Source organism: [Empedobacter] haloabium (assembly GCA_008011715.2).
GTDB lineage: Bacteria > Pseudomonadota > Gammaproteobacteria > Burkholderiales > Burkholderiaceae_D > Rugamonas > Rugamonas haloabia.
Genome location: CP136508.1, coordinates 6,348,143 through 6,365,800, shown reverse-complemented (window position 1 = coordinate 6,365,800; position 17,658 = coordinate 6,348,143). Strand labels below are relative to the sequence as shown.

General features: G+C 66.7%; 18 protein-coding genes. 10 read left to right on the top strand and 8 right to left on the bottom strand.

The annotated features are described in order from the left end of the window. The first annotated feature begins 114 nt into the window (after positions 1-114). From gshA to E7V67_027820, 4 genes are all read left to right on the top strand, one after another. Positions 115-1,704, top strand: coding sequence for a glutamate--cysteine ligase (gshA, locus tag E7V67_027835; protein WUR13450.1), 1,590 nt, complete (start codon positions 115-117; stop codon positions 1,702-1,704). Positions 1,705-1,716: 12 nt separating this feature from the next. Next, positions 1,717-2,763 (top strand): histone deacetylase family protein, encoded by a 1,047-nt coding sequence (locus tag E7V67_027830; GenBank protein ID WUR13449.1) that lies wholly within the window; start codon positions 1,717-1,719, stop codon positions 2,761-2,763. Between the two features lie 138 nt (positions 2,764-2,901). After that, positions 2,902-3,327, top strand: coding sequence for an organic hydroperoxide resistance protein (locus tag E7V67_027825; protein ID WUR13448.1), 426 nt, complete (start codon positions 2,902-2,904; stop codon positions 3,325-3,327). A gap of 72 nt (positions 3,328-3,399) precedes the next feature. Then, entirely contained in the window at positions 3,400-3,852 is a 453-nt protein-coding gene (locus tag E7V67_027820; protein WUR13447.1) for a GNAT family N-acetyltransferase, read from the top strand. 36 nt (positions 3,853-3,888) lie between these two features. On the opposite strand, the gene E7V67_027815 is transcribed toward E7V67_027820, so the two are convergent. After that, entirely contained in the window at positions 3,889-5,103 is a 1,215-nt protein-coding gene (locus E7V67_027815; GenBank protein ID WUR13446.1) for an ATP-binding protein, read from the bottom strand. Then, a complete protein-coding gene (locus E7V67_027810; protein ID WUR13445.1) occupies positions 5,093-6,412 on the bottom strand; it encodes a sigma-54 dependent transcriptional regulator in 1,320 nt (439 codons plus the stop codon). The genes E7V67_027815 and E7V67_027810 overlap by 11 nt, the downstream gene beginning before the upstream one ends. Before the next feature lie 181 nt (positions 6,413-6,593). Here E7V67_027810 and E7V67_027805 point away from each other — a divergent pair, with 181 nt between their 5' ends. Further along, entirely contained in the window at positions 6,594-7,874 is a 1,281-nt protein-coding gene (locus E7V67_027805) for an HlyD family efflux transporter periplasmic adaptor subunit (protein WUR13444.1), read from the top strand. 28 nt (positions 7,875-7,902) lie between these two features. Further along, complete coding sequence (locus E7V67_027800; protein ID WUR13443.1) at positions 7,903-8,583, top strand: ABC transporter ATP-binding protein; 681 nt, start codon at positions 7,903-7,905, stop codon at positions 8,581-8,583. Between the two features lie 96 nt (positions 8,584-8,679). On the opposite strand, the gene E7V67_027795 is transcribed toward E7V67_027800, so the two are convergent. Continuing rightward, the gene (locus tag E7V67_027795; protein ID WUR13442.1) at positions 8,680-9,126 is read right to left on the bottom strand and encodes an FKBP-type peptidyl-prolyl cis-trans isomerase; all 447 of its coding nucleotides are present in this window, start codon (positions 9,124-9,126) and stop codon (positions 8,680-8,682) included. Between the two features lie 128 nt (positions 9,127-9,254). After that, the gene (locus E7V67_027790; protein WUR13441.1) at positions 9,255-11,126 is read right to left on the bottom strand and encodes a potassium transporter Kup; all 1,872 of its coding nucleotides are present in this window, start codon (positions 11,124-11,126) and stop codon (positions 9,255-9,257) included. Between the two features lie 209 nt (positions 11,127-11,335). On the opposite strand from E7V67_027790, the gene rarD reads away from it, so the two are divergent. Next, complete coding sequence (gene rarD / locus E7V67_027785; protein WUR13440.1) at positions 11,336-12,217, top strand: EamA family transporter RarD; 882 nt, start codon at positions 11,336-11,338, stop codon at positions 12,215-12,217. 9 nt (positions 12,218-12,226) lie between these two features. Here rarD and E7V67_027780 read toward each other — a convergent pair whose 3' ends face one another. Together E7V67_027780 and E7V67_027775 are read right to left on the bottom strand one after the other, a co-directional pair. Beyond that, positions 12,227-12,676, bottom strand: coding sequence for a type II toxin-antitoxin system VapC family toxin (locus E7V67_027780; protein ID WUR13439.1), 450 nt, complete (start codon positions 12,674-12,676; stop codon positions 12,227-12,229). A 5-nt stretch (positions 12,677-12,681) separates the two neighbouring features. Further along, positions 12,682-12,888, bottom strand: a complete 207-nt coding sequence (locus tag E7V67_027775; GenBank protein WUR13438.1) for a DNA-binding protein — start codon at positions 12,886-12,888, stop codon at positions 12,682-12,684. Positions 12,889-13,087: 199 nt separating this feature from the next. Between E7V67_027775 and ettA the strand changes: the two genes are divergently transcribed. Further along, the gene (ettA, locus tag E7V67_027770) at positions 13,088-14,755 is read left to right on the top strand and encodes an energy-dependent translational throttle protein EttA (GenBank protein ID WUR13437.1); all 1,668 of its coding nucleotides are present in this window, start codon (positions 13,088-13,090) and stop codon (positions 14,753-14,755) included. A gap of 147 nt (positions 14,756-14,902) precedes the next feature. Here ettA and E7V67_027765 read toward each other — a convergent pair whose 3' ends face one another. Next, on the bottom strand, positions 14,903-15,496 hold the full coding sequence (locus E7V67_027765; GenBank protein ID WUR13436.1) for an outer membrane beta-barrel protein: 594 nt from the start codon (positions 15,494-15,496) through the stop codon (positions 14,903-14,905). A 288-nt stretch (positions 15,497-15,784) separates the two neighbouring features. Here E7V67_027765 and E7V67_027760 point away from each other — a divergent pair, with 288 nt between their 5' ends. Then, positions 15,785-16,384, top strand: a complete 600-nt coding sequence (locus E7V67_027760) for a hypothetical protein (GenBank protein ID WUR13435.1) — start codon at positions 15,785-15,787, stop codon at positions 16,382-16,384. Here the strand turns inward: E7V67_027760 and E7V67_027755 are convergent. Then, positions 16,356-16,952 (bottom strand): alpha-ketoglutarate-dependent dioxygenase AlkB, encoded by a 597-nt coding sequence (locus tag E7V67_027755; GenBank protein WUR13434.1) that lies wholly within the window; start codon positions 16,950-16,952, stop codon positions 16,356-16,358. The two genes, E7V67_027760 and E7V67_027755, sit on opposite strands and share 29 nt — an antisense overlap. Before the next feature lie 40 nt (positions 16,953-16,992). Here E7V67_027755 and E7V67_027750 point away from each other — a divergent pair, with 40 nt between their 5' ends. Continuing rightward, complete coding sequence (locus E7V67_027750) at positions 16,993-17,571, top strand: molybdopterin-dependent oxidoreductase (GenBank protein WUR13433.1); 579 nt, start codon at positions 16,993-16,995, stop codon at positions 17,569-17,571. Positions 17,572-17,658 lie beyond the last annotated feature (87 nt).

Sequence of the window (17,658 nt, the reverse complement as noted above, 5' to 3'; positions counted from 1 at the left end):
GCCCGTGTTTATTATCAAAAAATAAGCAACATAGGGGGCACCACGCGCGTTTTTCCGATTTCGGTTACTCTCGCACCAACTCTTTGGTCAGATGCACAAGAAAGGAATAGCAAATTGTCCAGTCAATTGACGCGCCGCCTGGCCCTGCTTGCCAGTGAACCGCACCGCGCCGTCCTGCGCGGCGGCTTGCGTGGCATCGAGCGGGAGACGCTGCGGGTGCAGCCGAACGGCGAACTGGCGCACACGCCGCACCCGGTCGGCTGGGGCTCCGCGCTGACGCATCCGGAGATCACGACCGATTACGCGGAAACGCTGGCCGAGTTCATCACGCCGGCCGAGTCGGACATCGCCACGACCTTGCACAAGCTCGACGGCATCCACCGCTTCGCCTACAGCAAGCTGGGCAACGAACTGCTGTGGAGCCAGTCGATGCCCTGTCACCTGCCGGCCGAGGAAGACATCGAGATCGCCTGGTACGGCAAGTCGAACCTGGGCATGCTGAAACACGTCTACCGCCGCGGCCTGGCGCTGCGCTATGGCAAGGCCATGCAGTGCATCGCCGGCATCCACTATAACTATTCGCTGGACGAGCGCCTGTGGCGCGTTCTGGCCGAGGATGAAGGCAGCACCAAGTCGCCGATGGCCTACCAGTCGGAAGCGTATCTGGCCACCATCCGCAACTTCCGCCGCCACAGCTGGCTGCTGATGTACCTGTTCGGCGCCTCGCCAGCCCTGAACAGCAGCTTCCTGCGCGGCCGCCCGCACAAGCTGGACACGCTGTCGGCGGACACGCTGTACCTGCCCTACGCGACCAGCCTGCGCATGAGCGACCTGGGCTACCAGAACGACGCCCAGTCCGGCCTCAGCCCCCACGAGAACAGCCTGGACAGCTATGTCGCCACCCTGACGCGCGCCGTCAACCAGCCCTACGAGCCGTACCAGAAGATCGGCACGAAAAACGCGGCCGGCGAGTGGCAGCAGTTGTCGACCAACGTCATCCAGATCGAGAACGAGTATTACTCGACGATCCGGCCCAAGCGCGTCATCCGCACCGGCGAACGTCCGATCCAGGCGCTGTGCAATCGCGGCGTGCAGTACATCGAAGTACGCTGTATGGACGTCGACCCGTTCAGCCCGGTCGGCATCGGCGAGGAGGCCGGCCGCTTCCTGGACGCGTTCCTGCTGTTCTGTGCGCTGGAAGACAGCCCGACGATCACGGAACTCTGCGGTGAAGTCCTGGCGCGCAACTTCGCCCGCACCGTCAAGGAAGGCCGCAAGCCGGGCCTGACCCTGACGCGCGACGGCAAGGAAGTGCCGCTGCCGGACTGGGGTCACGATCTGCTGGCGCGCATCCGCCCGGCCGCCGAACTGCTCGACAGCCTGCGCGGCGACAGCATCCACGTCGACGCGCTGGCGCGGCAGGCGGAAAAGTTGAATGACCCGGACCGTACGCCGTCGGTCGCCGTGCTGCGCGAGCTGGAGGCCAACGGCCGCTCGTTTGCCGCCTTCGGCCTGCGCCAGAGCGAGCGCCATGCCGCCTACTTCCGCGCCAACCCGCCGACCAGCGAGGAAGCGGCGTATTTCGAGCGCCTGGCGCAGCAGTCGCTGGCCGAGCAGGCCGAGCTGGAAGCGGCGCCGCAGAGTAACTTTGACGACTACGTGGCGGCCTACCGCAACAGCAACCTGTGTCACGACCATCCGTGACGCGGGGCACGCGTGCTCACCTTTTATAACGAACAGCACGCCCAGCATCGGGTGCGACACGAGCTCGTGCGTGGCGCGCCGGGGCCGGCGCGCGACACGCCCGACCGCGTCGATGGGGTGCTGGCCGAACTGGGCCGGCGCGGCCTGGGCCGCATCGTCACGCCACATGGCGTGCCGCTGATGTCGCTGGAGCGGGTGCACCACCCGCGCTACCTGCACTTCCTGCGCACCGCGTGGGCCGAATGGCTGGCGCAGGCGCCAGGCAATGCCGCGCGCGACGCGTTCGCGTCGCACTTTCCCGTGCGCGGCATGCGCGCGGATATCGAACCGGACGACTTCGGCGCCCGCCTCGGCCTGTATTCGATCGACACCGTCACGCCGCTGACGGCCGGCACCTGGACGGCCGCCAAGACCGGGGCCGACTGCGCCGTCAACGCGGCGCATGCGCTGCGCGTGGGCGAACGGGGCAGCTTCGCGCTGACGCGCCCGCCCGGCCACCATGCCGGCCCGGATTACTACGGCGGCGCCTGCTACCTGAACAACGCGGCATTGGCGGCCCAGCACCTGCTGGACGACGGCCTGCAGCGCGTCGCCATCCTCGACGTCGACTACCACCACGGCAACGGCACCCAGTCGATGTTCTACGAGCGCGCCGACGTGCTGTGCATCTCGCTGCACGCGGAACCGCGCAGCACCTACCCGTTTTATTGCGGCCATGCCGACGAGACGGGCAGCGGGGCCGGCCTCGGCTACAACGTCAACCTGGTGCTGCCAGCAGGCACGTCCAATCCGCAGGCGTGGTTCACGGCGCTGGAGACGGCCTGCGTGCGCCTGTCCATGTACCGGCCGGACGCGCTGGTCGTCGCCCTGGGCGGCAACACGTTCCAGGGCGAGCCGCATGGCGGCTTCGGCCTGCAGGGTGGCGACTACCTGCGGCTGGGCGAACGCATCGCCTGGCTGAACCTGCCGACCTGCTTCGTGTTCGAGGGCGGCAGTCCGCTGCGCGAGCTGGGCGTGAATATCGTCAACGTGCTGGAAGGCTTTGAAACGGCGTTGTAGCGGTACGGGTATTAAAATCGCTTGCAATTCAATCGCGTGCTATGTATAGTGGTGTCCATGGGCGCACGCACTGTATCGGAAGCCGCAGAAAATAGTGCGCTATTCAATCGTTAGTTACCAAACAGAAAGGATCACATCATGTCGCTGCAACAAGTCCTGTACCGTGCACAAGCCAAATCCACCGGTGGCCGCGAGGGCCGTTCCGTGTCCGACAACGGCGTGCTGGACGTCAAGCTGACCACGCCGAAGGAACTGGGCGGTAACGGCGCGGTCGGCACCAATCCGGAGCAGCTGTTCGCGGCCGGCTACTCGGCCTGCTTCATCGGCGCGCTGAAATTCGTCGGCGGCCGCGACAAGATCGCCGTGCCTGCCGATACGTCGATCGACGCGACGGTTGGCATCGGCCCGATCGAAACGGGCTTCGGCATCGAAGTGGAACTGAAGATCTCGCTGCCCGGCCTGGACCGTGACACGGCCGAGAAGCTGGTGCAGGCTGCGCACATCGTCTGCCCCTACTCGAACGCCACCCGCGGCAATATCGACGTCACCCTGACCATCGTATAATCGTCGCACCCCGGAACAGGCCCCGATCGCGCTGCGGTCGGGGCCTGTTTCTTGTTTGAGTGCGAGAGAACGATGATCGAATGGCAGTGGCTGGATTTTGAAAGCATCCCGCGCAGGGATTTGTATGAGGTGCTGCGCCAGCGGCAGAACGTGTTCGTGCTGGAGCAGACCTGCCTGTACCCGGACCTGGATGGCTACGACGAGGCCGCGCACCACCTGATGGCGTGGCGCACCCAGGACGGCGAACGCACGCTGGCGGCCTACCTGCGCTGCCTGGCGCCGGGGGCGAAATACGACGAGATGTCGCTGGGCCGCATCCTGACCCCGGCTGCCTCGCGCGGCACCGGGATCGGCCGCCAGCTCGTGGCCGAAGGCATCTTGCGCGCGGAAAGCCTGCACCCGGGCCACCGCATCCGCATCGGCGCACAGCAGCGGCTGGAAAAGTTCTACCAGGGCTTCGGCTTCGAGACCGTCAGCGCGCCGTACGACGAGGACGGCATCCTGCATATCGACATGCTGCGCTAAGCCAGCAACGGTTGCCGCCCAAAATTTCGGGTTCGATTAAAAGCTGACGATGAAGCGGGCGCCGCTCGTCACCGAGCGGGCATGCCGCACCGTGCCGCCGTTGCCATGCACCAGCTGGCGCACCATGGCCAGGCCGATGCCGCGACCCTGTTTTTTCGTCGAGAAGAACGGTGTAAAAATGTGCGGGGCCGTGTCGTCCGGCACGCCGGGACCGTTGTCCGACACTTCGATGCGCAGGCGCCCGCCGCGCCCCAGCCGGGCGACGGCCTCCACGCGCGGCTGCGCCACCTGGGCAGTCGCCTCGGCGGCGTTTTTCAACAGATTGATCAGCGCCTGCTCCAGCTGGCCGGGATCGACCAGCACTTCCAGCGACGCCGGTTCGACGGCAAAGCGCACGCTGCCGCCGCGCGCCTGCCAATCCGGCCCGACCAGCGCCTCCAGCCGGGCGAACAGGTCCACCAGACGTACCCGTTCCGGACGCGGCCGCGGCAACGTCGACAGGCTGCGATAGCTGGCCACGAAATCGACCAGGCTGGCCGAGCGCCGCGCGATGGCATCCAGTGCCGTGCCGATGTCGCCACCCACCTCCGGCGGCAAGGCCACGTCGTGCAGCATCTCGCGCGCCGTGCGCGACAGTGATGCGACTGGCGTCAGCGAATTCATGATCTCGTGCGTCAGCACGTGCACCAGCTGGCGCCAGGCGTTCAGCGCTTCCGCTTCCAGCTGGCTTTCCACCGGCAGCAGCGCGACCAGGCGCTGGCCGCACCCCTGCACCGTCAGCGCCGAGACAGCGACCAGCGCGCGCTCCAGGCCCCGCTCGGTATCGAAGCCGATCAAGGTGCGCTGGTCGGCCGGCTGCGCCGCCAGCAGCGCGCACAGGCGTTCCGGTTCGCTGGCGCGGCCCGGCGCCAGCAGCCGGCGCGCGTTGCCATTCAACGGCGCAACGCTCCCCTCCCCCGCCAGGCCATCGACACGAAACAGCGCCATTGGCGCGTGTTCCAGCCGTGCTTCCAGCGCCAGCAGCGCGTCGTCCGTGCCGGCGCGGGACGGTAGCACCGCTTCGGGCAATGGCTGCCGCACCGTCAGCCGCGCCAACAGACGCCACAGCACCACCGCCGCGATCGTGCCACCCAGCGCGCACAGCACCAGCAGCCGCGGCGAGTCGGCCACGCACGCGGCGACAGCGCCCAGCGGCGCCAGCGCGGCGGCGGCAATGCCGGCGCCCGCCTTCAGCGCCCGCTCAGATGCCATGCTTGTCCAGCTTGCGGTACAACGCGGCGCGGCTGACGCCCAGCATCTTGGCGGCATGGCTGATATTGCCCTGGGCCTGCGTCAGCGCGGCGGCGATGGCGTCGCGCTCCAGCGTGTTGAGGGTCGCCGCCGGCGCCGCCGTGGGCGTCGGCGCGGCCGGTGCCAGCAGGCCGAAGTCGTCCACCTGGTAGTCGGCGCCACCGGCCAGGATCACGGCCCGTTCGCAGGCGTGGCGCAGCGCCCGCACATTGCCGGGCCAGGCATGCGCCTGCAAGGCGGCCAGCGCGGCCGGCGCCAGTGCCCGGGCAGGTCGCCCGTACTGGGCTTCGTAATGCGACAGGTAGTGGCGCAGCAGCGCGGGAATGTCGGCGCGGCGCTCGCGCAGCGGCGGTACGCGGATCACGATGGTGTTCAACCGGAACAGCAGGTCGGGCCGGAACACGGCCGGATCGAACAGCCGCGCCTCGTCCAGGTTGGTCGCGCTGACGATGCGCACGTCCACGCTTTCGGGCCGGTCCGCCCCCAGCGGCGTCACCTCGCGCCGCTCCAGCGCCGTCAGCAGCTTGGCCTGGCCCGCCAGCGGCATGTTGCCGATCTCGTCGAGGAACAGGGTACCGCCGCGCGCGGCCTGGAAACGGCCCGGCCGGTCGCTCTTCGCATCGGTAAACGCGCCGCGCCGGTGGCCGAACAACTCGCTCTCGAACGTCGCTTCCGGCAAGGTGCCCATGTCCACGGCCAGGAACGTGTGCGCCGCGCGGCGCGAGGCCTGGTGGATCGCACGCGCCACCAGTTCCTTGCCGACGCCGTTCTCGCCCAGCACCAGCACGTTCGCCTCGGTCGGCGCCACGCTGGCGATCATCGCGCGCACGGCCTGCATCGGCGCCGAGTCGCCCATCAGCGCGGACGTGGCGGCGGCCGCCGGCGCGGGTGTGCGCCGGGCCAGCGCGCCCTCCACGGCCGCCAGCAGGCGCGCGTTGTCCCACGGCTTGGTCAGGAAATCGGCGGCGCCGCGCTTCAGCGCTTCCACCGCCAGCGGCACGTCGGCGTACGCCGTCAGCGCGATCACGGCCGGCGCGCGCGGCTGGCGGCGCAGCAGGTCCAGCGCCGCCAGGCCTTCGGCGCCATCGGTGCGGCCCGGAGTGAAATTGAAGTCCAGCAGCACCACGTCCGGCACGGCGCGTGCGAGCAGCGCAGGCAGGTCGGCCGGATCGTCCAGCACCGTCACGTCCGGATGGCGCCGGCGCAGCAGCAGGCGCGCAGCGCAGGCGACGTCGGCGTCGTCGTCGAGGATCAGGATGCGAGCAGTCATGGACGGTGCGGTCAGTAGCGATCGGACCATTCTAGCAGCAGCGTTTGGGCCCGGGGGCGACGGCCTAATCCGCTGTCCGGAAGCGGACAGCGCGACTTGTCCGGTAGTGGACAACCCACGCCGCAAAGCCACGCCGGCACGGCGTTTTCAAGCCTGGCACATCGCTTGCTGAAGTACCGGCATGACACCGCACACCCTCCGCCCCGCCGCCGGCGCCGCCATGGACACCATCGTGCCCCGCAAGCGGGGCCGCACCCTTGCGCTGGCCGCCGCCGCAGTGATGCTTGCGGCGGCGGGAGCCTTGGCGCTGTGGTACTGGCTGCCCAGCGGCCTGCAGGTCGAAGGCCGCGACCTGCGCATCGCCAGCGTCGAACGGGGCATCTTCCGTGACGATATCGCCGTGCGCGCCAGCGCCGCGCCGCTGCGCGCCGTCATCCTCGACTCGGTCGAATCGGGCCGCATCGAGGAGGTGTACGCGCGCGACGGCGAGCTGGTGAAACAAGGTGACCTGCTGTTCCGCATCTCGAACCCGCAGCGCAACCTGGAGCTCCTCGCGCGCCAGTCCGAGCTGGCACAGCAGATCTCCAACCTGTCCACCTTGCGCGTCGCCGAGCAGAACGACCGCAGCCAGCGCCAGCGCCGCCTGGACGACCTCGCCTTCGCGCTGGAGCAGGCCGACAAAAGCTGCGCCCGTCAGCGGCGCCTGGCCACGCAAGGTTTTATCTCCGCCGCCGCACTGGAGGAGACCTGCGACCGGCGCGACAAGGCCCAGCGCGCGCTGGCGCTGGAACAGGCCAGCAACCTGGCCGAGGACAAGGTGCGCGGCAATGCGCTGGGCCAGCTGGAGGAAGCCATCGGTGGCCTGCGCGCCGGCCTGCAGCTGGTGCAAGCCACCGTCGACGCGCTGGCCGTGCGCGCGCCCGTGGCGGGACGCCTGACGGATTTTCGGCTGCAGGTGGGCGAATCGATCGTCACCGGCAAGAACGTGGGCCGCATCGACGATCCGGCGCGCTTCAAGCTCCTTGCGCCCATCGACGAGTTCTACTTGAGCCGCGTGACCGTGGGCCGACAGGGCAGCGTGATCCAGGACGGCCGCCGCTACCCGGTCAGGGTCGGCACCGTCTACCCGCAGATCAAGGACGGCCGCTTCACGGCCGAACTGCTGTTCACGCAGGGCCAGCCGGAGGTGCTGAGTCCCGGCCAGAGCGTCGATGCGCAGATCACGCTGGGCGAACCGGCGCCGGCGCTGCTGCTGCCGAACGGCGCCTTCGTCAACGACACCGGCGGCGCCTGGGCCTTCGTGCTGACCGATGCCAGCCACGCCGAACGCCGGGCGATCCGCACCGGCCGGCGCAACAACGCCCAGGTCGAGGTGCTGGACGGCTTGCGCGCGGGCGAGCGGGTGATCGTTTCAAGCTACGGCGGCTTCGGAAAATCGACCCGGCTGCGGATTTCGCAGTAATCTTCCCACTCGAACAAAAGGAACGGCAATGCTCAAACTCTCAGGCGTCAGCAAGATCCACGTGGCCGGCGAGGTGCGGACCACGGCCCTCGACCGCATCGACCTGGAAATCGACGCGGGCGAATACGTCGCCATCACCGGTCCCTCCGGCTGCGGCAAGTCCACCCTGCTCAGCCTCCTGGGCCTGCTGGACGTGCCCACCAGCGGCGACTACTGGTTCGAGGGGCGCAACGTGGCCGGCTGGAGCGAGGCGCAGCTGAACGAACTGCGGCGCGGCCGCATCGGCTTCATCTTCCAGAGTTTCAACCTGATCGAGGAGCTGTCGGTATTCGAGAACGTGGAGCTGGCGCTGGAATACACCGGCATGGTGGTGCGCGAGCGGCGCGCCCGCGTGGCGGCGATGCTGGACAAGCTGGGCGTGGCGCACCGCGCCAAACACCGGCCATCGCAGCTCTCCGGTGGCCAGCAGCAGCGCGTGGCGATCGCCCGCGCGCTGGTGGCGGGACCGGCGATCCTGCTGGCCGACGAACCGACCGGCAACCTGGACACGGCCCATGGCGACGAGGTGATGCGCCTGCTGCGCACGATTAACGCCGAAGGCACGACGGTGGTCATGGTGACGCACTCGCCCAGCCACGCCGCGCAGGCCTCGCGCACCTTGAACCTGCTGGACGGCCGCATCATGGTCGACGCGCTACGGGCCGCGTGATGCGCGCCGCCCACGTACGCATCGGCTGGCGCCTGCTGCTGCGCGAATAAAAAAAACGGCGGCCCTCGGGCCGCCGTTTTTCGGTGCCGGCGCGGATCAGCGCTTGATGGCTACCATTTCGACGTCGAAGATCAGCGCCGCGTTACCCGGGATCGAACCCCGGCCTTGCGCACCATATGCCAGGTCGGCCGGAATGACCAGCGTACGCTTGCCGCCGACCTTCATGCCCGGCACGCCCTGGTCCCAGCCCTTGATGACTGCGCCGCTGCCCAGCGTGAACGTGAGCGGACCGCGGCCCGTGCTGGTATCAATCTGGTTACCCTTGTTGCCCGCCGCCGTCGCCGAATACAGCCAGCCCGTGTAGTTGACGGTGACGCTGTCGCCAGCGGCAGCTTCGATGCCGGTGCCGACCACCGTGTCGGTCTTGCTGAACGCCGGCTGCACGGGCGCGGTCGGGGCGGGGCTGTCGCTGCCGCCGCCGCCACAAGCGGTCAGCGCCAGCGCGCAGGTCAGGGATGCAACAAGCTGGAAGATCGATTTCATTGGGCTCACTGTGATGGATTGAGATGCGCGCATGGCCGGGCCAGCGCGTCCAGCCGCCGAGTGTAACGGAGCGGAACGCCCAATGCACATTTGCAACAATTTGGTTACAAATTTGTCGCGTACAGTCGTCAGATCTCCACCTGTGTACCCAGCTCGATCACCCGGTTGGGCGGGATCTGGTAATAGTCGGCGGCGGCGCGCGCGTTGCGTGACATCGCGACGAACAGGTGCTCGCGCCACGACGCCATGCCTTCGCCTGGCGCCGAGATCACCGTCTGGCGCGCGATGAAGAACGACGTCTCCATCATCTCGAACGGCAGCCCCAATTCGCCGCACAGGGTCAGGATGGCGGGGATGTCCGGTTCGTCCTTGAAGCCGTAGCTGACGTTGACCTGGAAGCACTGGTGCCCCAGGTCGGCGATGCGCACCTGGTCGGCGCGCGCCACGTAGGGCTCCTCCAGGATATGCACCGTCAGGAACACGACGCGCTCGTGCAGCACCTTGTTGTGCGACAGGTTGTGCAGCATCGCATGCGGCACGCCATCGCTTTCGCCGCGCAGGAAGATGGCCGTGCCGGGCACGCGCACCGGCGGCGCCACGAACAGCGACGACAGGAAATCCTCCAGCGGGATCGCGTGCTTTTCCAGGTTGCTGAACACCAGATGGCGGCCGGTGCGCCACGTCATCATGATCGTAAACAGCGCCGTGCCCAGTGCCAGCGGCATCCAGCCGCCATGGAACAGCTTCAAGGTGCTGGCCGAGAACAGCGCGATATCCATGATCAGGAAGAAGCCCGTGGCGCCCAGGCACACCGCCAGCGGCAGGTGCCAGCGGTAGCGCGTGACGAAGAACGTCAGGATGGTCGTGGCCAGCATGGTCGCCGTGACGGCGATGCCGTAGGCGCCGGCCAGGCGGTCCGACGAGCCGAAGCCGACGACGGCCACCAGCACGACGGCCAGCTGCAGCCAGTTGACGGCCGGGATGTAGATCTGGCCGATCTGGTGTTCGGAGGTGTGCAGCACGCGCATGCGCGGCAGCAGGCCCAGCGCGATGGCCTGCTTGGTCATCGAGAACGTGCCCGAGATCGTGGCCTGCGACGCGATCACGGCGGCCATCGTCGACAGTACCACCAGCGGATACACGCTCCAACTGCCCAGCTGCTGGAAGAACGGGTTCGAGATGGCCTCGGGATTGCGGATCAGGAGGGCACCCTGGCCAAAATAATTCAGTGCCAGCGCGGGGAAGCAGATCATGAACCAGGCCATGCGGATCGGCTTCTTGCCGAAGTGGCCCATGTCGGCGTACAGCGCCTCGGCCCCGGTCAATGCCAGCACGACGGCGCCCAGCGCCACGAACGCGATGAATCCGTTCTGGTACAGGAAGGTGATCGCATGCAGCGGATTCAGGGCCGCCAGGATGGCCGGCTCCTGCACGATATTGATGACGCCCATGACGGCCAGCGCGGCGAACCACAGCACCATGACCGGGCCGAACCAGCGGCCGATGCCGGCCGTGCCGTGGCGCTGCAGCGCGTACAGCGATACCAGCACGACGATCGTCAGCGGCACGACATAGCGTTCCAGCCCCGGCGCGGCCACTTCCAGGCCCTCGATGGCACCCAGCACGGAGATCGCGGGCGTGACGACGCTGTCGCCATAGAACATCGTGGCGCCCAGCACGCCGATGACGAGCAGCGGGAAATGCCATGCCGAGCGCTTGCTGACGGAGTTCAGTACCAACGCCATCAGGGCCATGATGCCGCCCTCGCCGCGGTTGTCCGCACGCAGCACGAGGGTAACGTATTTCAGCGAGACGATCAGCGTCAGGCCCCAGAAGATCAGCGAGACGATGCCGAGCAGGTTGGCCTGGTTCAGGGCCAGGCCGTGTTCCGGATCGAAGATGGTTTTCAGCGTGTAGAGAGGGCTCGTCCCGATATCGCCATAGACGATCCCCACCGCGGCCAGGGTCAGCGCGGCGATACTGCTTTTTTTATCTGTCAAAGGTGCACCCAAAGTGAGTTTTGGCGCATTGCACAATAGGTCAACCGTGCCGGAAATGCAAGCAGAGCCCGCCTTTCGTGCGGGCCGCTCCAGGGGGCTCGCCTGCAGGCCCGCCGCCATTATGGTATTTTCCCCGATTCACGAGAGTAAACAATGCAATATTATTCACACGGTTCTTCTGGCGGCGCGCAGCGCGCTGGAGCGTACGCATGAACCGCGGCGTCGCCTATGCCGCGCTGGCATTCCTGATCTGGGGCCTGTTCCCGCTGTATTTCAAGGCGCTGCACGAGGTGCCGCCGATGCAGATCCTGGCCCATCGCATGGTGTGGTCGCTGCTGTTCCTGTGCGCCGTGCTGACGGTGCGGCGCCAGTGGCAGTGGCTGCCGGACGTGCTGCGCCGGCCACGCGTGGTGGGCACGTTCATCCTGTCCGCCCTGCTGCTGTCGGCCAACTGGTTCATCTACATCTGGGCCGTCAACAACGGCCACGTGATCGACGCCAGCCTGGGTTACTTCATCAATCCGCTCGTCAACGTGCTGCTGGGCCTGCTCGTGCTGAAGGAGCGCCTGCGCCCGGGCCAGTGGGCCGCCATCGGCGTGGCCGCCACCGGCGTGCTGTGGCTGACGTGGCAGGCCGGCCAGCTGCCGTGGATCGCCTTGCTGCTGGCGGCGACCTTCGGCGCCTACGGCCTGCTGCGCAAGACCGCCGCGCTGGCGGCGCTGGAAGGGCTGTCGTTCGAGACGCTGCTGCTGTTCCCGCTGGCGGCAATCTATGTCGGCTGGCTGACGCTGCATGGCGACAATGCCTTCCTGAACACCCCGAGCGACAGCACGCGCTGGCTGCTCGCGGCCGCCGGCCCGATCACGGCGATCCCCCTGCTGCTGTTCGCGGCGGGGGCGCGGCGCATTCCATTGTCCGTACTGGGCATGCTGCAATATATCGGCCCCACGATCCAGATGCTGCTGGGCCTGACGGTGTTCGGCGAAACGTTCTCGGCGGCGCGCCTGGCCGGCTTCGTGATCATCTGGAGCGCGCTGGCGCTGTACGTGATGGAAGGCTTGTGGGTCAGCCGGCGCACGGCGGCGGCCTGAGCGCCACTGTCAGCCGGCCGGTACGCCGACGCTGAACGGGTCGAGCGCCCGTACCGGGCGCAAGGTTTTGAAGGCCGTGCCGTGGTCGCGCGTGACGACGACCAGGTCGTGCACCAGCGCGATCGCGGCGATCTGCTTGTCGATCGGGTGCGGATCGTGCTTGTCATTGCCGAGCAAGGTGCCCCACACGCGCGCCGCCTCGGTATCGAATTCCAGCACCCGGGCGCCAAACGTCTCGAGCAGTTCGTCCAGCCAGCTTTCGTACAGCCGGGCGCGCTGGGCGGCCAGTTCGTCTTCCTGCCGGCGCAGCCGGGCAATGCCGGCCTGGATTTCGCCGACCACCTGGGCCGGCAGGAACAACTCCTCACTTTGCACACCGGCGAAAAACGCCTGCACGCCGCGATCGGCGTGCGCGCCCTTGCGATACTCCGAAATGACGTTGGTATCGAGCAGATACATGGCGCTCAGCGCACGTCGAACAGTGCGTCATCCTCGAAATACGGCATCGCCGCCAGCACTTCCTTGAACGAACGCTTTTTCGGGCGCACCGTCAACGCGCCGCGCAGGATTTCGCGGTGTTCCGCCTCCGCGCTGCGGCCATTGCCGGCGGCGGTGCGTTTCAAGGCATCGACCACCGCCTCGTCGATATCGCGTACCAGTAACTGGGCCATGGCTTCCCCCCTCTTCGCTATCATTGATAGCAGCGTAATGCCCTACGCTTCATTATGCAAGCGTTCTCATGCGTCCGAACCGATCGGGCGCAAGCCACCGACCAGCGCGCCCGGTCGTTTCCCTAGCCCCCCGTGCCCGTTTGGCGTATCCTTGTTGACCTTCTGTATTTCCATCTTCATCTCATCGAGTTATTTCTAAATGGCAAATTACGTCTATACCATGAACCGCGTGGGCAAAATCGTCCCGCCCAAGCGCCAGATCCTCAAGGATATTTCGCTGTCCTTCTTCCCGGGCGCGAAGATCGGCGTGCTGGGCCTGAACGGCTCCGGTAAGTCGACGTTGCTGAAAATCATGGCGGGCATCGACACGGACATCCAGGGTGAAGCACGCCCGATGCCGGGCCTGAACATCGGTTACCTGCCGCAGGAACCGCAGCTGGACCCGGAGAAGACCGTGCGCCAGGAAGTGGAGTCGGGCCTGGGCGAAGCCTTCGAGGCACAAGCCAAGCTGGACGCCGTCTATGCCGCCTACGCGGAAGAGGATGCCGACTTCGACGCGCTGGCCGCCGAGCAGGCGCGCCTGGAGGCGATCATCTCCGCCTCGGACGGCGGCAACCTGAACCTGCAGCTGGAAATGGCCGCCGATGCGCTGCGCCTGCCGCCGTGGGATGCCAAGATCGGCGTGCTGTCCGGCGGTGAGAAGCGCCGCGTGGCGCTGTGCAAGCTGCTGCTGTCGAAGCCGGACATGCTGCTGCTGGACGAGCCGACCAACCACCTGGATGCCGAATCGGTCGAATGGCTGGAGCAGTTCCTGCTGCGCTTCCCTGGCACCGTGGTCGGCATCACCCACGACCGCTATTTCCTCGACAACGCCGCCGAATGGATCCTGGAACTGGACCGCGGCCATGGCATCCCCTGGAAGGGCAACTACAGCTCCTGGCTGGACCAGAAGCAGGCCCGCCTGAAGCAGGAAGAAGCGACCGAATCGGCGCGCCAGAAGGCGCTGCAGAAGGAACTGGAGTGGGCACGCCAGAATCCGAAGGCGCGTCAAGCCAAGTCGAAGGCTCGCCTGGCCCGCTTCAACGAACTGTCCGAATACGAATACCAGAAGCGCAACGAGACGCAGGAGATCTTCATTCCGGTCGCCGAGCGCCTGGGCAATGAAGTCATCGAATTCAAGAACGTGTCGAAAGCCTTCGGCGACCGCCTGCTGATCGACAACCTGTCGTTCACCGTGCCGCCGGGCGCGATCGTCGGCATCATCGGCCCGAACGGTGCCGGTAAGTCGACCCTGTTCAAGATGATTGCGGGCATCGACAAGCCGGACAGCGGCGAAGTCGTCATTGGCCAGACGGCGAAAATCTCGCTGGTGGACCAGAGCCGCGACGAGCTGGCCAACAACAAGACCGTGTTCGAGGACGTGTCGGGCGGCGCGGACATGCTGTCGGTCGGCCGCTTCGAGATGCCGTCGCGTGCGTATCTCGGCCGCTTCAACTTCAAGGGCGGCGACCAGCAGAAGATCGTCGGCAACCTGTCCGGCGGTGAACGCGGCCGCCTGCACCTGGCCAAGACGCTGCTCAAGGGCGGCAACGTACTGCTGCTGGACGAACCGTCGAACGACCTGGACGTCGAAACCCTGCGCGCGCTGGAAGACGCGCTGCTGGAATTCGCCGGTTCCGTCATGGTCATCTCGCACGATCGCTGGTTCCTGGACCGTATCGCGACGCACATCCTGGCCTTCGAAGGCAATTCGCAGGTTACCTTCTTCGACGGTAACTACCAGGAATACGAAGCGGACAAGAAAAAGCGCCTGGGCGAAGAAGGCGCCAAGCCGAAGCGTATCCGCTACAAGCCACTGACGACCTGATCTCGGCCTGTTTAAGGCTGGGCTCGTGTCCTACCGCGGTGACTGACCCCACGGTGGGACACGGGCTGGTCGGTAGACGTAAAAAAAGGACCCTCGCGGGTCCTTTTGCGTTTCAAACCGGCTGCGCAGCAGGTCTGGGAGACGGCATCAGAAGTTGTAGCGCGCGTTCAGCGAGACGCCACCCTTGCGACGGCCGAAGTCGACGCCGGTCTTGCCATAGTGCTCGTATTCCAGCGACATCGATACTTTCTCGTTGATCGCATAGTCGGCACCCACGGCCGCGTAGACGCTGTTCTTGCTGAACTCGTCCTTGCCGCTCACGCCCAGGATGCTGCCAGACACTTCGTTGCGGTTGTGGGCCACGCCCAGCTTGCCGAACACGTTGACCTTTTCGGCGACCGGGTAGGTGGCCTTGCCAGCGATGTAGAACGATTCGGCCTTGGTTTCGGCGCTGCCGCGCACGGCACCCACGGTGTAGTCCGCGTCGCCTTTACCGAAGTTGGTATAGCCGCCCTCGACCGCCCACATCGGGTTGATCTGGTAGCCGGCGAACACTTTGCCGCCCCATTCCGTTTTCTTGTCGTCGCTGACGGTGACGCCGGCGGTCGGGAAGCCGGTATCGTAGCGGTGTTCGGAGGCGATGACGCCCACACCCATGTAAGGCACGCCATCGGCGGCATGCGCGGACACGGCGCCCAGGGCGCTAACGGAAGCCAGTACGGCCAGGATGGTCTTTTTCATGTTGTGATCTCTCAGCAAATGGTTGAACTGCCAGGGATCGCTGTTCATCGGTTGAACTGCGACGACGCCAAGATAACACCTGATTTGATTTATGAAAGGTCTATTTGCGTAATAATTGTTAGTAGTTGTAATCGCTATTGAAATGACTATTTGTCACCCCATCTGGTGTGGTTGAGTCCGCTCATTGTTGTGTTAGCGGGCGCACATAAGCGCCTGTCGCAATCGTTCAAGACGGGCCGCGGCGGCCCGCCTATGCTGGGCGGTATTCGTCATTACCGGACCGCCTCCATGATCGCGCGCCGTACCCTGCACCGCCTGTCGGGCAGCATCCTTGCCTTGTTCGTGCTTGCGCACCTGTTCCAGCACCTGGCCGTGCTGGCCGGTGCCCCCGCTCACCTTGCCGTCATGGAAGCGCTGCGCGTCGTCTACCGCTGGCCGCCGGTCGAGGCACTGCTGCTGGGGTGCGTGGCGGTCCAGCTGGTCACGGGCGCGCCGCTGGCATGGTCGTCACGCGCGCCGGGGCAACGCCTGGCGCGGCTGTCCGGGCTGTATTTGCTGTTCTTCCTGGCGGTCCATACGACTGCCGTGCTGGCCGGGCGGTATGCCGGCACCGACACGAACATTTATTTCGCGGCGGCCGGCATGCATGCGTGGCCGGCCGCCGCGTTTTTCGTGCCGTATTATTTTCTGGCCGTGGTGGCGATCGCCGTCCACCTCGGCAGCGCGGTCGCGCGGCGGCTGCCTGCCGCGCACCGGGGCCGCATCGTGCGGCGCTGTGCGGCGGTGGGCACCGTGTCGAGCCTGCTGATCGTCGGCGGCATGGCGCGTATCGACATCCCGGCCGCCTACCTGCAGCCGTTCACGCAATCTGGCGGAAAGTCAGGTTGACGCGCACGCCGCGCGGCCTGGTTTCCTTGTTGATGCCGTGCTTCCAGTGCCGTTGCAAGGCGCCAGCCATCAGCAGCAGGCTGCCGTCCGTCAGGTCGAGCTTGAGCGTCTTGGGGAGGGTCTTGTGCTTGAGGATGAAGGTGCGGGTGGCGCCGAAGCTGAGCGACGCGATCGCCGGGGCCGGCCCCAGTTCCGGCTCGTCGTCGCTGTGCATGCCCACGCTGTCGCGCTCGTTGCGGTAGCAGTTCAGCAGCACGCTGTTGAAGCGCCGGCCCGTGACGCGCTCGACGATGTCCCGCAGTGCATGCAGCAGCGGCGTCCATGGCAGCGGGCGGAACAGGCGGCCGGAATACGTGTAGGCCGCCTCGCCATACCAGGCCGACAGGCGCGGCTGCTTCTGCGCCTTGCCCCAGACAAAAATCGTCTCTTCCTTCCAGGCGATTTCGTCCAGCAAGCGCCGCAGGATTTCGGCGTTGGGCCAGGGCAGCGGCAGCTGCGGCAGGAACGCCAGTTCGCCATCGTCGATGGGAATGGGCTGCAGGGTGTCGGGGCTGTCGAACAGGTCCATCGCGCTATCATAGCGAACCACAAGAACGATGGGATTTCCGATGAAGAAACGCACCTTTATGGCCGCCCTGGCGGGTGCGGGCACCCTGCCCGCGCTGCCAGCGGCCGCCGCGCCCGCGATCGCGCGCGGCCCCGCCCTGCTGACCGTGACCGGCGCCATCGCCAAGGCCAACCGCGGGCCGTTCGACCCTGTCGCGGACCAGATGATGCACAAGCAAAAGCTGTCCTTCGACAAGGCGTACGTGTTCGACTACGCGGCCTTGACCGCCCTGCCGGCCGTGACGATCCGGCCAACGCTCGAATACGACGGCAAGCCGCACACCTTGAAAGGACCGTTGCTGACGGACGTGCTGAAAGCCGCTGGCGCCACCCTGGCGCCGGCCACCCGCCTGGCGCTGCGCGCCGTGGACGGCTACGCGGCCGTGATCACGGCCGAGCAGGCCCGCACGCGGCGCTACCTGGTGGCCACCCACCTGGACGGCCAGCCGATGGCGCTGGGCGGCCTGGGGCCGCTGTGGGCCATCTACGACGCGGACCGCGTGCCGGACATGGCAACCAGGACGCCCGCCGAGCGTTTCAACAGCTGCCCGTGGGCGCTGTATCACATCGAGGTCGCGTAAGAACGGCACAGCAGCGTCGTTCGCGGCCCTGAAAGCAACGGGGACAGGCAGCTGTCCCGGGGCCTTGAAGGCCCCGAGACAGCTGCC

Excerpts from the sequence above, each read along its gene's own strand:
- E7V67_027760 (WUR13435.1), top strand. The coding sequence starts at position 15,785 with ATGATCGCGCGCCGTACCCTGCACCGCCTGTCGGGCAGCATCCTTGCC.
- E7V67_027765 (WUR13436.1), bottom strand. The coding sequence starts at position 15,496 with ATGAAAAAGACCATCCTGGCCGTACTGGCTTCCGTTAGCGCCCTGGGC.
- E7V67_027800 (WUR13443.1), top strand. The coding sequence starts at position 7,903 with ATGCTCAAACTCTCAGGCGTCAGCAAGATCCACGTGGCCGGCGAGGTG.
- E7V67_027805 (WUR13444.1), top strand. The coding sequence starts at position 6,594 with ATGACACCGCACACCCTCCGCCCCGCCGCCGGCGCCGCCATGGACACC.
- ettA (WUR13437.1), top strand. The coding sequence starts at position 13,088 with ATGGCAAATTACGTCTATACCATGAACCGCGTGGGCAAAATCGTCCCG.
- E7V67_027755 (WUR13434.1), bottom strand. The coding sequence starts at position 16,952 with ATGGACCTGTTCGACAGCCCCGACACCCTGCAGCCCATTCCCATCGAC.
- E7V67_027825 (WUR13448.1), top strand. The coding sequence starts at position 2,902 with ATGTCGCTGCAACAAGTCCTGTACCGTGCACAAGCCAAATCCACCGGT.
- E7V67_027820 (WUR13447.1), top strand. The coding sequence starts at position 3,400 with ATGATCGAATGGCAGTGGCTGGATTTTGAAAGCATCCCGCGCAGGGAT.
- E7V67_027810 (WUR13445.1), bottom strand. The coding sequence starts at position 6,412 with ATGACTGCTCGCATCCTGATCCTCGACGACGACGCCGACGTCGCCTGC.
- rarD (WUR13440.1), top strand. The coding sequence starts at position 11,336 with ATGAACCGCGGCGTCGCCTATGCCGCGCTGGCATTCCTGATCTGGGGC.
- E7V67_027780 (WUR13439.1), bottom strand. The coding sequence starts at position 12,676 with ATGTATCTGCTCGATACCAACGTCATTTCGGAGTATCGCAAGGGCGCG.
- E7V67_027775 (WUR13438.1), bottom strand. The coding sequence starts at position 12,888 with ATGGCCCAGTTACTGGTACGCGATATCGACGAGGCGGTGGTCGATGCC.
- E7V67_027750 (WUR13433.1), top strand. The coding sequence starts at position 16,993 with ATGAAGAAACGCACCTTTATGGCCGCCCTGGCGGGTGCGGGCACCCTG.
- E7V67_027815 (WUR13446.1), bottom strand. The coding sequence starts at position 5,103 with ATGGCATCTGAGCGGGCGCTGAAGGCGGGCGCCGGCATTGCCGCCGCC.
- E7V67_027795 (WUR13442.1), bottom strand. The coding sequence starts at position 9,126 with ATGAAATCGATCTTCCAGCTTGTTGCATCCCTGACCTGCGCGCTGGCG.